This is a genomic window from Pseudomonas sp., assembly GCF_049645325.1.
Lineage (GTDB): Bacteria > Pseudomonadota > Gammaproteobacteria > Pseudomonadales > Pseudomonadaceae > Aquipseudomonas.
Map to the genome: position 1 here is coordinate 1 of NZ_JBARTQ010000192.1, position 13652 is coordinate 13652.

Sequence of the window (13652 nt, forward strand, 5' to 3'; positions counted from 1 at the left end):
CCGCTATCGCAGGCAAGCCAGCTCCCACATTGATTCGGTTCCCTCAACGGGAACACGGTATTTTTACAGGATCCGCACGCGCAACGAGCGGCCTTTGATCTTGCCGTCGTTCAAGCGCTGCAACGCCTGCTTGGCGATCCCGCGTTCCACCGCCACGAAGGCCTGGAAGTCAAAAATCGCGATCTTGCCGACCTGGGCGCCCGGGATGCCGGCTTCACCGGTCAGTGCGCCGAGTATGTCGCCTGGGCGAACTTTGTCTTTACGGCCGGCGGCGATGCACAGGGTGCTCATCACTGGCAGCAATGGGCCACCGCTCTGCGGCTTGAGGTTGTCCAGTTGGTCCCAGTTCAGCGGCGACTTCTGCAGTTGCTCAATCGCTTGGGCGCGGTGCGCTTCGGACGGCGCCACCAGGCTGATGGCGATGCCGGTCTCACCGGCGCGGCCCGTACGGCCTACACGGTGGATGTGGATTTCCGAGTCGCGCGCCAGTTCGACGTTGATCACCATGTCCAGCGAGTCGATGTCGAGGCCACGGGCGGCTACGTCGGTAGCGACCAGCACCGAAGTACTGCGGTTGGCGAACATCGCCAGCACTTGGTCGCGGTCACGCTGTTCCAGGTCGCCGTGCAGGCCGACGGCGGAAATGCCCTTGGACGTCAGGTGGTCGACGGTTTCCTGCACTTGCTGCTTGGTGAAGCAGAACGCCACGCAGGAGGCCGGGCGGAAATGCGCCAGCACCTTGGTCACGGCGTCCATGCGTTCTTCCGGCGAAATCTCGAAGAAACGCTGTTCGATCTGGTCGTCGGAGTGGAAGGCTTCGGCCTTCACTTGCTGCGGCGCGCGCATGAACTTGGACGCCAACTGCTTGATGCTCACCGGGTAAGTGGCCGAGAACAGCAGGGTCTGGCGGCGTGGCGGGGTCTTGCTGATGATGTCTTCGATGGCGTCGTAGAAACCCATGTCGAGCATGCGGTCGGCTTCATCGAGGATCAGCGTGTTCAAACCGTCCAGCACCAGCGAACCTTTGCGCAGGTGCTGCTGGATACGGCCCGGGGTGCCGACGATGACGTGGGCGCCATGTTCCAGCGAGGCGATCTGCGGGCCGAGGGACACGCCGCCGCACAGGGTCAGTACCTTGATGTTGTCTTCGGCGCGCGCCAGACGGCGGATTTCCTTGGCGACCTGGTCAGCCAGTTCACGCGTCGGGCACATCACCAGCGCCTGACAGCCGAAGTAGCGCGGGTTGATCGGGTTCAACAGGCCGATGCCGAAGGCGGCGGTCTTGCCGCTGCCGGTCTTGGCCTGGGCAATCAGGTCCAGCCCCTTGAGGATCACCGGCAAGCTTTGCGCCTGGATCTGCGTCATCTCGACATAACCCAGCGAGTCGAGGTTAGCCAGCATGGCGGCGGACAGGGGCAAAGTATTAAAAGCGGTGGCGATGGTAGTCACGGGACTGGCTCTGCAAAACAAAATGTTGCGCAGTGTACCAGTCCCGCAGGATTTTCCCTGCAAGTTCTAGACGGGAAGCCTGTTAATGCTCGATATCGTGCTCGCGGCTGACCACCCGTTTGCCGTCGGTGGGCGACAGTTGCAGGAAGATCGCCGCTGCCAGCATCGCCATGATGCCCACCGTGAGGAAGGTCAACTGGAAGGCTCCGAGCACACTTTCCACACCGTCGTTGCCGGCCTCGGCGGTAAAGCCGCCGAGCAGCGCACCGGCACACGCGACCCCAAGGCTCAGGGACAACTGCGCCACCACCGAGAGCAAACTGTTGCCGCTGCTGGCCTGGGCGTCGTCGAGGTCGATCAGGGTGACGGTGTTCATCGCGGTAAATTGCAGCGAGTTGATCGCGCCCAGAATCGCCAGCATGCACAGCAGCAGCGGGTAGGGCGTGTGCTCGCTGACCAAACCCATGCTGGCCAGCATGATGCCGAGGAACAAGGTGTTGCCGGTCAGCACCACCCGATAGCCCAGGCGCTCGATCAGTGTGCGGGCGACGGACTTGGCAAACATCGCCGCCGCCGCCAGGGGCAGCATGCTCATCCCGGCTTCCGACGGCGAGTAACCCAGTGCCACCTGCAACAGCAGCGGCACCAGGAACGGCAGCGCGCCACTGCCCAGCCGCGCAAACAGGTTGCCGAGGATGCCCACTGCAAAGGTGCGGGTCTTGAACAGCACCGGCGAGAACAACGGGTTATCGATATGCCCGGCGCGCAGCCAATACGCCGCCAGGCACGCCAGCCCGCCGAACAGCAGCAACATCACGCGCAGGTGCGGCAGGTGCAGTTCGCCCAGGCCTTCCATGGCGATAGTGATCAGCACCATCGCCGCGCCAAACAGCAAAAAACCCACGCTATCAAAGCGCGTGCGCTCGCTGCCGCGCAGGTCGGGGATCAGCTTCCACACGGCGTAGCAGCCGACCATGCCCACCGGCAGGTTGATCAGGAAGATCCAGTGCCAGGTCAGGTATTGCACCATCCAGCCGCCCAGCGTCGGGCCGAGCAACGGGCCGAGCAGGCCGGGAATGGTGATGAAACCCATGATTCGTACGAGCTCGGAGCGCGGGTAAGCACGCAGCACGACGAGCCGCCCGACCGGCAGCATCAGTGCGCCGCCCAGGCCCTGGATCACCCGCGCGCCCACCAGCATGGTCAAGCTGCTGGACAGGGCGCACAGCAGCGAGCCAATGCTGAACAGCATGATGGCGCCGAAGAAGATCTTTTTGGTACCGAAGCGGTCGGCGACCCAGCCCGAGGCCGGGATCAGCAAGGCGACGGTGAGCATGTAGGCGATCACCACCCCTTGCATGCGCAGCGGGTTTTCCGCGAGGTCCCGGGCCATGGCCGGCAGGGCGGTGTTGAGAATCGTCCCGTCCAGCGACTGCATGAAGAAGGCAATCGCCACCACCCAGGGGAGCCAGCGGGCGGTCTTGGCATCGAGAGGGGCGCGATTCGGCATGTGAACCCTTTTGTTAGCAGGCTATGTGTCGGCGATTATGCGCCATCCGTCGCCCCTTTTCCCACTGGCGGTTCGTCTAATTCCGACAGCATTGCGTGCTCGCCCACCAGAAAATCCAACAGCGCCCGGTGTACCGACAAGGCGGCTTCGCGCGACTCCAGGTCAAGCAAATGGCCCGTGTGTTCGGCGACGGCAAAGGAGCTGCGGCCCACGTATTGCTTGAACAGTTGGGCTTCGGCGGCCGGGGTGTATTCGTCCAGCGTGCCGTTGAGGAAATGCACCGGTGTTTCAATCTGCTTCAGCGCCGGCAGGTAGTTGCCATCACCCAGGCCCAGCACCTGGTGGATGTGAAAGCGCGCCTGGCGGTATTCGGTGGTGGCCATGCTCGACAGGTGCCGATGGTTATTGCGCTTGAGCCGTGGTGACAGGTATTTGCCGACCGTCTCGTTGAGCAAGTGGCCGACGGCAGACTTGTCGTCGGCCTCGATCAGCACGCGCACGCGTTCCACATAGTCGAGCATGGCGTGGTTGAGGTTGGGCGCCAGGGCCATCACCACCGAGCTTTCGATGGAGGGCGGGTTGTGGGCCAGGGTCAACAAGGTCGAGATGCCGCCCCAAGAGGCCGACACCAAGTGGTTGACCTGGAAGCGCTCCACCAGGGCACGCAGCATTTGCACCTCGTCGTCCTTGGTCACCAGGTCGAGGTCGGTGTTGTGCTCGCGGGAATAGCCGGAGAACGGCAAATCGAACAGCAGCACATTGAAATGTTCGGCCAGGCACTTGCTGGTGCGGGCGAACGAGCGGGTGGTGGACAGCGCGCCGTTGACCATCAGCACCGTTTTCTTTTCCGGATGGTTACCCAGTTGCTCTACGTGAACGTTGTAGTGCTTGAACAGCTTTTCAATGACAAAACTTCCATGGTTCATGTCAACGCTCCAGCTTGCCCAATCCCGGGCAAGGTCGTGCACACGTGCGGGCACGTGGGTTAGATGGCGGGATGCCACTAACCGTTATATCGAGGTTTTTTACGGGCGACAACCGGCCGCAGCGGGAGAAGTGTTAGATAGGATTTGGCGGTAGGAAGGGGGCTAAATGCGGTGTCTGAAATCAGTATGAGCCTGTGTGGGAACAGGCTTGAGTGGGAGCTGATGTGTGTGGGAGCTGGCTTGCAGGACCAAAGGGGGCTGCTTCGCACCCCAGCGCGGGGCAAGCCCGCTCACCACAGCGCAAGCCAGCTCATCACAGCCAGCCCGCTCCCACAAGTATAGAGGGTGCCTACAAGGTCAGCGTCAGGCGTTTTACCAAGGCCCCCGGCAGCAAATTGGAGGCGGTATTGCGCTGGCTGTAGGTACTCGCCGACAACAGCAGTTCCCGATCAGCCGTCAGGGCTTCCAGCTGCGCGCCGAGCAAATTGTAGACGCTGTCGTCAAAGCGCATGGTGCTGACCGGCGCCTTGATCTCGCCGTCTTCCACCCAGAAGGTGGCGAAGCGGGTCATGCCGGTCAGGCGCGCGGCGGGCAGGTCGGAGTAGTTCAGGTACCACAGGTTGCTGATGTACAGCCCGGTGCCCAATTGCTTGAGGATATCCGCCTGGGCCAGGGCGCCCGGCGCGACTTGCAAGGCGCTCGGGGATTCATCGCTGCTCGCGCCGTTGGTGCTCAGGCCGTATTCGGCGGCGCTGCGCGAGTTGATCAACTGGCCGCACGCAGCACCGTCCTTGATCAGCGTGACGTCACCGCGCGGGTAACCCTCCGTCGAAAACGCCTGGCTGAGGGAGCCGCTGATACGCTCGTCGACGGTCACCAGCGGGCTCAACGCCTGTTCACCGGCATACAGTTTTTGCAGCGAGCTGCCTTTGCTGGCGATGGCCTGGGCGGAAAAACCACCCCAGGTGATGATGCTGATGATTTCTTCCAGCGCTGCCGGGGCGAGGTAGGCGCGGTATTGGCCGGGTGCCAGCTTGTGCAGCGGGCGGCCAAGGAACGCCAGTTGCTCGCGGGCCTGCTGGAAGCGCGCGGCGAACTCGGCGCTGTTCCAGGTGTGCCCGGCGTAGCTGGCTTTCACCGCTTCGCCATTGGCGTGGAACAGGCTGAAATCGAAGTTGAAGCTGTTGGCCCGGTGCCAGCCGAACGCGCCGTCCGAGCTGGCAAAGCCTCGGCTGATCGGGCCTGCGGCGTAGAACCCGACCAGGTCGACACCGTCTGCCGCGTGGCGGATGTCTGCCAGCACCTGATCCAGTTCAGGCAACGGCCGGGTCTGTTCATTGTGGCTTTGCCAGGCGTTGTGGTTCAGCAGCAGGTACGGGTCCTGCGGCAGCAGCGGCAAGGTTTCGCGCAGTTGTTGCAGGCCATCGGCCAGGCGTTGGCGGTCGAGTGCCGCGTCGCCGGACAGGGTGATGCCCAGGTCAGCGTGACGGCCGTCATTGATCAGTTTCAGGTTGAGGCTGGCCTGTTGCACCTGCCCGGCCTGGCGCACTTGCGCGTGGTTGAAACGCACGAATTCGGACGCTTCGTCGGCGTAGCCCAGGTGAAATTGTTCCGTGTCGGTGATGGCTTGCTTGAGCCATTCCACCAGTGCCTTGAAATTGTTCATCAGGCATCTCCCCCAAATACGTCGACATTGCTGAACACACAGGCGGGCGAAGCATGACCCACGCGGATCACCTGGTTAGGTTCGCCTTTGCCGCAGTTCGGCGTGCCCAACACCTTGAAGGTGCTGGCGTCGCCGACGGCGCTGAGGTTGCGCCAGAACTGCGCGGAAATCGCACGGTAGTTGGGGTTTTTCACCACGCCCTTGAGTTCGCCGTTCTCGATCAGTTGGCCCCATTCGCAGCCGAACTGAAATTTATTGCGCGCATCGTCGATGGACCACGAACGGTTGGTCGACATCAGGATGCCGTTTTCAATGCCGCCAATCATCTGGGCCAGGCTTTTGTCGCCGGCCTCGATATTCAGGTTGGCCATGCGGTCGATTGGTGGGCGGTTCCAACTGCTGGCACGGCTGTTGGCGACGCCGCTCATGCCCGAGCGAAACTGCGACAATGCGCCACCCAGTGGCTTGAGCAACAGGCCTTCGCGGATCAGGTATTGCTTGCTGGCCTGGGTGCCGTCGTCGTCATGGCTGTAGCTGGCGAGCTGTTCGGGGATGTCCGGGTCGAAGGTCACGTTGAGCAGCGGCGAGCCGTATTGCAGGTGGCCGAAGTCGCTGGCCTTCACAAAACTGGTGCCGGCGTAATTGCGTTCATCGCCGAGGATGCGGTCCAGTTCCAGCGGGTGGCCGATGGATTCGTGGATCTGCAGGATCATCTGGTCGGGCATCAACAGCAGGTCGCGCGGGCCGTGGGGTGTGTTCGGCGCGAGCAGCAGTTGCAGGGCTTCGTCGGCGATGCGCGGCGCGGCACCTGCCAGGCCGAAGCGGCTGATGACCTCAAAACCGCCTTGCTGACCGAAGTTGCTGCCGCCCAGGGTGCGGGTCTGGCTGTCATTGCCGTCATAGGCGGTGACGTTGACGCCAGGGAATACAAAACGCTGGGCCTGGCGCAGTTCGGCGCCGGCGCTGTTGAGGTAGATCTGCTCGACGTGGGTCAGGCCAAGGCTGACTTCCCAGTTCACCAGGCGCTCGTCCTTGGGCACGGCGGCCGACTCGCTGCCGAGCAATTGGTAGCACTCGCTCAAGGACGGGAAGGGTTGGTCGAGGTCGGGTGACAGGTAGTCGGCGACGTCGCTGGACACCGGCTGGTCGCGCAGGTCGAGCAAGGCGTGGGGCCGTATCTGGCGGGCTTGCTGTTCAGCGCGCTCAAGGGCGGCTTGCAGGCCGGCAAGGGAAATGTCGTTGGTCGCGGCGTAGGCTTCCACCCCGTTGAGACGCACGGTGAGCATGGCGCCTTCGTCGTGGTTCAGGTGGGGAGGCTCGGCGACGTTCTTGCGGACCGACAGGTATTGGCCGGACTCGCGCACGTAACGCAGCGAGAAAAATTCGGCGGTGGTGCGCAGGGCACTGAAATGCTTTTTGAGTGCGGCGTGGTGGTCGAACATGGGGCCTTCCTTGTGGGCGGCTCGGCGCGGGCAGGCAACAAGAGTAGGCCTGGGCTGGGGAGCTGATCAAGGAAAGTGTAGGGGAGGGGGTTTGTAGTGTCTGGTCGGGCCTCTTCGGGAGCAAGCCCCCTCCCACATTTGATCGGGTTCACACGGTCAAAATGTGGGAGCGGGCTTGCTCGCGAAGGGAGCACCGCGGTGTATCAGTTACTGCGCAGTCGGGCCCACTTCACGCATCGGCTTGCCACGCACTGGCGCATCGCCTGCCACGTAGTAGTCGGCGGTGCTGCGCGGCAATGGCTGGCGGCCACGGATCTTGTCGGCGATTTTCTCGGCGATCATGATCGTCGGCGCGTTCAGGTTGCCGGTGGTGATGATCGGCATGATCGACGCATCCACAACACGCAGACCCTGCATGCCATGCACGCGGCCTTCGCCGTCGACCACAGCCATGTCGTCGTCGCCCATCTTGCACGAGCAGGACGGGTGGAACGCGGTCTCGGCGTGTTCGCGGATGAACGTGTCGAGTTGCTCATCGGTTTGCACGTCGATGCCCGGGCTGATTTCGCGGCCACGGTATTGGTCGAGTGCCGGCTGCTGCATGATTTCACGGGTCAGGCGGATGCCATCGCGAAATTCCTGCCAGTCCTGCTCGGTGGCCATGTAGTTGAAGAGGATGCTCGGGTAGTCCCGTGGGTTCTTCGACTTCAGGTGCACGCGACCACGGCTCGGCGAACGCATGGAGCCCATGTGCGCCTGGAAACCGTGCTCTTTCACGCCGTTGCTGCCGTTGTAGTTAATCGCCACCGGCAGGAAATGGTACTGAATGTTCGGCCAATCGAAATGTTCACGGGTACGGATAAAACCGCCCGCTTCGAATTGGTTGCTGGCGCCGATGCCGGTGCCGTTGAACAGCCATTCGGCACCGATGGCCGGCTGGTTGTACCAGAGCAGCGACGGGTACAGCGACACCGGTTGGGTGCAGGCGTATTGCAGGTACAGCTCAAGGTGGTCCTGCAGGTTTTCGCCGACGCCAGGCAGGTCGTGGACCACCGGGATGTCGAGGCTTTCGAGCAGTTTGGCCGGGCCAACACCGGAGCGCTGCAGCAGTTGCGGCGACGCGATGGCGCCGCTGCACACCAGCACTTCTTTGCGCGCGCGGGCTTCAACGCGTTCTTCGGCGGCGCCGATCAGGTAACGCACGCCAACCGCACGCTTGCCTTCGAACAGCACTTTGTCGGTCAGGGCGTGGGTGACGATGGTCAGGGTCGAACGCTTTTTAGCCGTGTCCAGGTAACCGCGTGCGGTGCTGGCGCGACGGCCTTTTGGCGTGACGGTACGGTCCATCGGGCCGAAGCCTTCTTGCTGGTAACCGTTCAAGTCGTCGGTGCGCGGGTAACCGGTCTGTACGCCGGCTTCAACCATGGCGTGGAACAGCGGGTTGTTGCCGGCTTTCGGCGTGGTCACGCTGACCGGGCCGTCGCCACCGTGGTAGTCGTTCGGGCCGATGTCGCGGGTTTCAGCTTTTCTGAAATACGGCAGGCAGTCCAGGTACGTCCAGTTTTCAAGCCCTGGCAGTTTTGCCCAGTTGTCGTAGTCCATGGCGTTGCCGCGGATGTAGCACATGCCGTTGATCAGCGAGGAGCCGCCCAGGCCCTTGCCGCGACCGCATTCCATCCGGCGGCCATCCATGTGTGGCTCTGGATCGGTTTCGTAGGCCCAGTTGTAGCGACGGCCTTGCAGCGGGAACGCCAGGGCGGCCGGCATTTGCGTGCGGAAGTCAAAACGGTAGTCCGGGCCGCCGGCTTCCAGCAGCAGGACGGTGACGCCTTCGTCTTCAGTCAGACGGGTCGCCAGGGTGTTACCGGCGGAGCCGGCACCCACAATGATGTAATCGTATTCTTGGGACATTGAATGCACCCTCTTTGGAGATGGTCAGGTCGGGCCCCATCGCAGGCAAGCCAGCTCCCACATTTGATCGGGTTCACAGGGTCAAAATGTGGGAGCCGGGCTTGCCCGCGATGACGGCCTCGCGGGCAATACAAGGCTCGGGTTTAGAACACCGAGGCGTAATCGCCCAGCTCAACCTGTACCGATTTGATGCGGGTGAAGTTGTTCAGCGAGCTGATGCCGTTCTCACGGCCGACACCCGATTGCTTGTAGCCGCCGACCGGCATTTTGGCGTCGGACTCGCCCCAGGCGTTGATCCAGCAAATACCCGCTTCCAACTGATGAATCACGCGGTGGGCGCGGTTCAGGTCCTTGGTCACCAGGCCGGCAGCGAGGCCGAAGTCGGTGTCGTTGGCGCGGCGGATCACTTCTTCTTCGGTCTCGTAAGTGAGGATGCTCATCACTGGGCCGAAGATTTCTTCACGGACGATGGTCATCTCGTCGGTGCAGTCGGTGAACACGGTCGGGGCCACGTAGGCGCCTTTGGCGAATGCGCCGTCGGTCAGGCGGTCGCCGCCGCACAGGACGCGGGCGCCTTCTTCCTTGCCTTTGGCGATGTAGCCGAGCACGCTTTCCATGTGGGCGAAGCTGACCAGCGGGCCGAAGTTGGTGTTTTCGTCTTGCGGGTCGCCGACGCGGATGCGCGCAACACGCTCAACGATCTTGGCTTCGAAGGCCGCTTGCAGGTGCTTGGGCACAAACACGCGCGTGCCGTTGGTGCAGACCTGACCGGAGCTGTAGAAGTTGGCCATCATCGCGATGTCGGCCGCGCGATCCAGGTCGGCGTCTTCGAACACGATCAGCGGCGACTTGCCGCCCAGTTCCATGGTCACTTCCTTGAGCGAAGAGCTCGAAGCGCTGGCCATGACTTTCTTGCCGGTGTCGGTGCCGCCGGTGAATGAGACTTTCTCGATGCGCGGGTGCTCGGTCAGCCAGGTGCCGACTTCACGGCCGCTGCCGGTCAATACGTTGAATACGCCGTCCGGAACGCCGGCGGCGGTGTAGATCTCGGCCAGTTTCAGGGTGGTCAGCGAGGTGACTTCGCTTGGCTTGAAGATCATCGCGTTACCGGCGGCCAGGGCCGGTGCGGATTTCCACAGGGCGATCTGGATCGGGTAGTTCCATGCGCCGATACCGGCCACCACGCCCAGCGGCTCGCGGCGGGTGTAGACGAAGGAGGTGTCGCGCAGCGGGATCTGCTCGCCTTCGATGGCCGGCACCAGGCCTGCGTAGTATTCCAGCACGTCGGCGCCGGTGACGATGTCGACGTATTGGGTTTCGGAGAAGGCTTTACCGGTGTCCAGGGTTTCCAGCGCGGCCAGCTCATCGTTGCGCTCGCGCAGGATGTCGACGGCACGGCGCAGGATGCGCGAACGCTCCATGGCGGTCATCGCGGCCCAGATCTTCTGGCCTTTTTCGGCGCTGACCACGGCGCGTTCAACGTCTTCCTTGGTGGCGCGTTGCACTTGGGCGAGAACTTCACCGTTAGCCGGGTTGATGGCTTCGAAGGTGGCATCGCTGCCAGCGTCGCTGTAGCCGCCGTCAATGTAGAGTTTTTGCAGTTCGAAACGGGCCATAAAGTCCTCGCAAGTGCATAAGTGGTTGGCGGTACCCGCCGACAGTGGGCCATGGGGTTGTGGCAACACTGAGCGGCAGACGTTCAGGGGTTGAGCGGTTATGTGTGCTCTAACTCACCTGCTTGGCCAATTGGAAATCCATGTATTCGTAAGCGATCCGTTGCGCCTGCTCCGTGTCGAAAGCGTCTCCCGACAGGGCGCCGCGCAACCACAAACCGTCGATTAACGCTGCCAGGCCTCGGGCTGCGCTGCGTGCTTCAGGCAGCGGCAGCACCCGGCGGAACTGGCAGCACAGGTTGGAATACAGACGGTGATCGTTGATCCGCTGCAACCTGTGCAAAGACGGGTGGTGCATGCTGGTGGCCCAGAAGGCCAGCCAGGTTTTCATTGCCGGGCCGTTGACTTGGCTGGCGTCGAAGTTGCCGCCGATGATCACCTGAAGGTGGGCACGGGGGCTGTCTTCGGTCAGCGCGAGCCGGCGTTCGTGGACGTTCTCGATCAGCACGTTCATCAAGTACCGCATCGTCGCGGCAATCAGGCCGTTCTTGTCCTGAAAGTAGTGACTGATGATGCCGTTCGAAACACCGGCCAAACGGGCGATCAGCGCAATGCTGGCATCTCCCATTCCGACCTGATCGATGGCCGTCAAGGTGGCTTCGATCAACTGCTGGCGGCGTATGGGTTGCATACCGACCTTGGGCATGTAGCACCTCTTCCTTAGGCCTGCCGACGGGCGTAAACGTTCGTCGGCTTGGAGGCCAGTCTATTTTGTTTTGATTGAACGTTCAATCAACAAAGAATAAGCTCTGCGACAAATCGTCGCTGCTTACAGAAATTTCCTACGTTCAAGCAGCGACATCTGACACCTGCAAAAACCCTTGAAACAGGCCGTATCAGGGCCTGGGCAGCGCTTCGGCGCGGCTCAAGAATTTTCGGGGTGTCTTTATAACACCCGTCCGTCGACTGCCGAAAAATCGATGTTCCGGGATAACCGCTGCCTTGTGTTTCTCTCTCGCACTGCCTGGAGCATCTGCGCCATGAGTTCTGCCTCTCTTATAAAGACCCCGCCGGAAAAGGTACGGGTCAACGGTTGGGTGTTTTACACCTCCACCGCGCTGATTCTGTTGTTGACCGCCATTCTGATCATCGCCCCGCAGGAGGCCGGGCGCATGCTCGGCGTAGCACAGGCCTGGCTTTCGAAAAGCTTTGGCTGGTACTACATGGTGGTCATCGCCGCCTACCTCGTGTTTGTGGTCGGCCTGGCGTTTTCGTCCTACGGCAAGTTGAAACTGGGCAGCAAGGATGACACCCCGGACTTCAGCTACGGCGCCTGGGCCGGCATGTTGTTCTCGTCGGGCATCGGCATCTCGTTGCTGTATTTCGGCGCGTCCGAGCCGCTGGACCACTACTTCAACCCGCCCGAAGGCGCAGCCGCCAGCAATGGCGCGGCGCGCCAGGCTTTGCAGCTGACCTTCCTGCACTGGGGCCTGCATGGCTGGGCGATCTACGCCTTGGTCGGCCTGGCCGTGGCGTACTTCGCGTACCGGCATAACCAGCCGCTGGCCTTGCGTTCGGCGCTCTACCCGCTGGTGGGCGAGCGTTGGGTGAAGGGCGCGGCCGGCCATGCGGTGGATGGTTTTGGCATGTTCGTGACCTTGCTTGGCCTGGTGACCAACTTGGGCATTGGCTCGATGCAGGTGTCGTCCGGGCTGGAAAACCTGTTCGGCATGGCGCACAGCAACACCAACCTGCTGATCGTGATCATCGTGATGAGCACCGTGGCGACCATCGCCGCCGTGTCGGGCGTGGAAAACGGCATTCGCCGCCTGTCCAACCTCAACATCGTGCTGTTCAGCGGTTTGCTGATCTTCGTGCTGCTGTTCGGCCCGACCCTGCACCTGCTCAATGGCCTGGTGCAGAACACCGGCGACTACTTGAACGGCATCGTGCTGAAAACCTTCGACCTCTATGTGTATGAGGGCGACGCCGACAAGACCGAGCGCTGGATGGGCCTGTGGACCCTGTTCTACTGGGCGTGGTGGATTTCCTGGGCGCCATTCGTGGGCATGTTCATCGCGCGTATTTCCCGTGGTCGCACGGTGCGTGAACTGGTGGCCGGCGTGCTGCTGATCCCGCTGGGCTTCACCCTGGCGTGGTTGTCGATCTTCGGCAACTCGGCGCTGGACCTGGTGCTGAACCACGGGGCGGTGGAGTTGGGCAAGACGGCGCTGGAACAACCGTCGATGGCCATCTACCAGCTGCTTGAGCATTACCCGGCGTCGAAAATTGTTATCGGCGTGTCGATCTTCGTCGGCTTTGTGCTGTTCCTGACCCCGGCGGACTCCGGCGCGGTGATGATGGCCAACCTTTCCTGCAAAGGCGGCAACGTCGATGAGGATGCGCCGCACTGGCTGCGCATTTTCTGGTCGGCGGTGATCACCCTGGTGACCATCGGCTTGCTGTTTGCCGGTAACTTCGAAGCCATGCAAACCATGGTGGTGCTGGCGGGGCTGCCGTTTTCGGTGGTGCTGATTTTGTTCATGTTCGGTTTGCACAAGGCGATGCGCCAAGACGTGGCTATCGAACAGGAGCAGGCGCAATTGGCTGAGCGCGGCCGTCGTGGTTTCAGCGAGCGTTTGACCGCGCTGGACCTGCAACCCAGCCAGGGCACCGTGCAGCGCTTCATGGACAAGCACGTCACGCCGGCGCTTGAAGAGGCGGCGGTTGCATTGCGCGAGCAGGGGCTGCAGGTGCAGACCTTGCTGGGCAAATCCAAGCGCTGCATCGGTGTGCGTATCGAGATGGAAGAGGGCAACCCGTTTGTCTACGAAGTGAGCCTGGATGCTTACTCGTCGGCGCCGAGCGACCTCCCTGAAGAAGAGCGCACGCGGTATTACCGGGCCGAGGTGTACCTGCACAACGGGGCTCAGGAATACGACCTGATGGGCTTTGCCCAAGAGCAGATCACCCGGGACGTGCTCGATCAGTTTGAAAGCCATCGGCAGCTCCTTGGCCGTGTCTATAGCTGAGTGTTGAACCGAGCGGCGCCGTCACTGGCGCCGCTTTTTTTAGGTCGAAATAGAGATCAAATGTGGGAGCTGGCTTGCCTGCGATAGCGGTAGTGAATTCACC

At 62.1% G+C, this 13652-nt stretch carries 9 protein-coding genes; 1 reads left to right on the forward strand and 8 read right to left on the reverse strand.

Annotated elements, in window-relative coordinates:
• Nucleotides 1–63: 63 nt before the first annotated feature.
• From dbpA to betI, 8 genes are all read right to left on the reverse strand, one after another.
• Complete coding sequence (gene dbpA / locus WBB95_RS08470; protein ID WP_424487175.1) at nt 64–1401, reverse strand: ATP-dependent RNA helicase DbpA; 1338 nt, start codon at nt 1399–1401, stop codon at nt 64–66.
• Nucleotides 1402–1531: 130 nt separating this feature from the next.
• Entirely contained in the window at nt 1532–2959 is a 1428-nt protein-coding gene (mdtD, locus tag WBB95_RS08475) for a multidrug transporter subunit MdtD (protein ID WP_424487169.1), read from the reverse strand.
• A gap of 35 nt (nt 2960–2994) precedes the next feature.
• Complete coding sequence (locus WBB95_RS08480; RefSeq protein WP_424487170.1) at nt 2995–3885, reverse strand: alpha/beta fold hydrolase; 891 nt, start codon at nt 3883–3885, stop codon at nt 2995–2997.
• 349 nt (nt 3886–4234) lie between these two features.
• Nucleotides 4235–5551, reverse strand: a complete 1317-nt coding sequence (locus tag WBB95_RS08485) for a TldD/PmbA family protein (protein WP_424487171.1) — start codon at nt 5549–5551, stop codon at nt 4235–4237.
• Nucleotides 5551–6993: a TldD/PmbA family protein gene (locus WBB95_RS08490; protein WP_424487172.1), complete on the reverse strand. Its 1443-nt coding sequence runs from the start codon at nt 6991–6993 to the stop codon at nt 5551–5553. The genes WBB95_RS08485 and WBB95_RS08490 overlap by 1 nt, the downstream gene beginning before the upstream one ends.
• A gap of 207 nt (nt 6994–7200) precedes the next feature.
• Nucleotides 7201–8904 (reverse strand): choline dehydrogenase, encoded by a 1704-nt coding sequence (betA, locus tag WBB95_RS08495; RefSeq protein WP_424487173.1) that lies wholly within the window; start codon nt 8902–8904, stop codon nt 7201–7203.
• Nucleotides 8905–9047: 143 nt separating this feature from the next.
• Nucleotides 9048–10520, reverse strand: coding sequence for a betaine-aldehyde dehydrogenase (betB, locus tag WBB95_RS08500; protein ID WP_094949545.1), 1473 nt, complete (start codon nt 10518–10520; stop codon nt 9048–9050).
• 109 nt (nt 10521–10629) lie between these two features.
• Nucleotides 10630–11223 carry a transcriptional regulator BetI gene (gene betI, locus WBB95_RS08505; protein WP_424487174.1) on the reverse strand — a complete coding sequence of 198 codons (594 nt, stop codon included), beginning with the start codon at nt 11221–11223 and terminating at the stop codon, nt 10630–10632.
• Nucleotides 11224–11614: 391 nt separating this feature from the next.
• On the opposite strand from betI, the gene WBB95_RS08510 reads away from it, so the two are divergent.
• A complete protein-coding gene (locus tag WBB95_RS08510; protein WP_424487176.1) occupies nt 11615–13549 on the forward strand; it encodes a BCCT family transporter in 1935 nt (644 codons plus the stop codon).
• The last annotated feature ends 103 nt before the right edge of the window (nt 13550–13652 follow it).

Coding starts and splice junctions, on each gene's coding strand:
- mdtD (WP_424487169.1), bottom strand. CDS start 2,959: ATGCCGAATCGCGCCCCTCTCGATGCCAAGACCGCCCGCTGGCTCCCC.
- betB (WP_094949545.1), bottom strand. CDS start 10,520: ATGGCCCGTTTCGAACTGCAAAAACTCTACATTGACGGCGGCTACAGC.
- WBB95_RS08480 (WP_424487170.1), bottom strand. CDS start 3,885: ATGAACCATGGAAGTTTTGTCATTGAAAAGCTGTTCAAGCACTACAAC.
- betI (WP_424487174.1), bottom strand. CDS start 11,223: ATGCCCAAGGTCGGTATGCAACCCATACGCCGCCAGCAGTTGATCGAA.
- dbpA (WP_424487175.1), bottom strand. CDS start 1,401: ATGCTGGCTAACCTCGACTCGCTGGGTTATGTCGAGATGACGCAGATC.
- WBB95_RS08490 (WP_424487172.1), bottom strand. CDS start 6,993: ATGTTCGACCACCACGCCGCACTCAAAAAGCATTTCAGTGCCCTGCGC.
- WBB95_RS08485 (WP_424487171.1), bottom strand. CDS start 5,551: ATGAACAATTTCAAGGCACTGGTGGAATGGCTCAAGCAAGCCATCACC.
- betA (WP_424487173.1), bottom strand. CDS start 8,904: ATGTCCCAAGAATACGATTACATCATTGTGGGTGCCGGCTCCGCCGGT.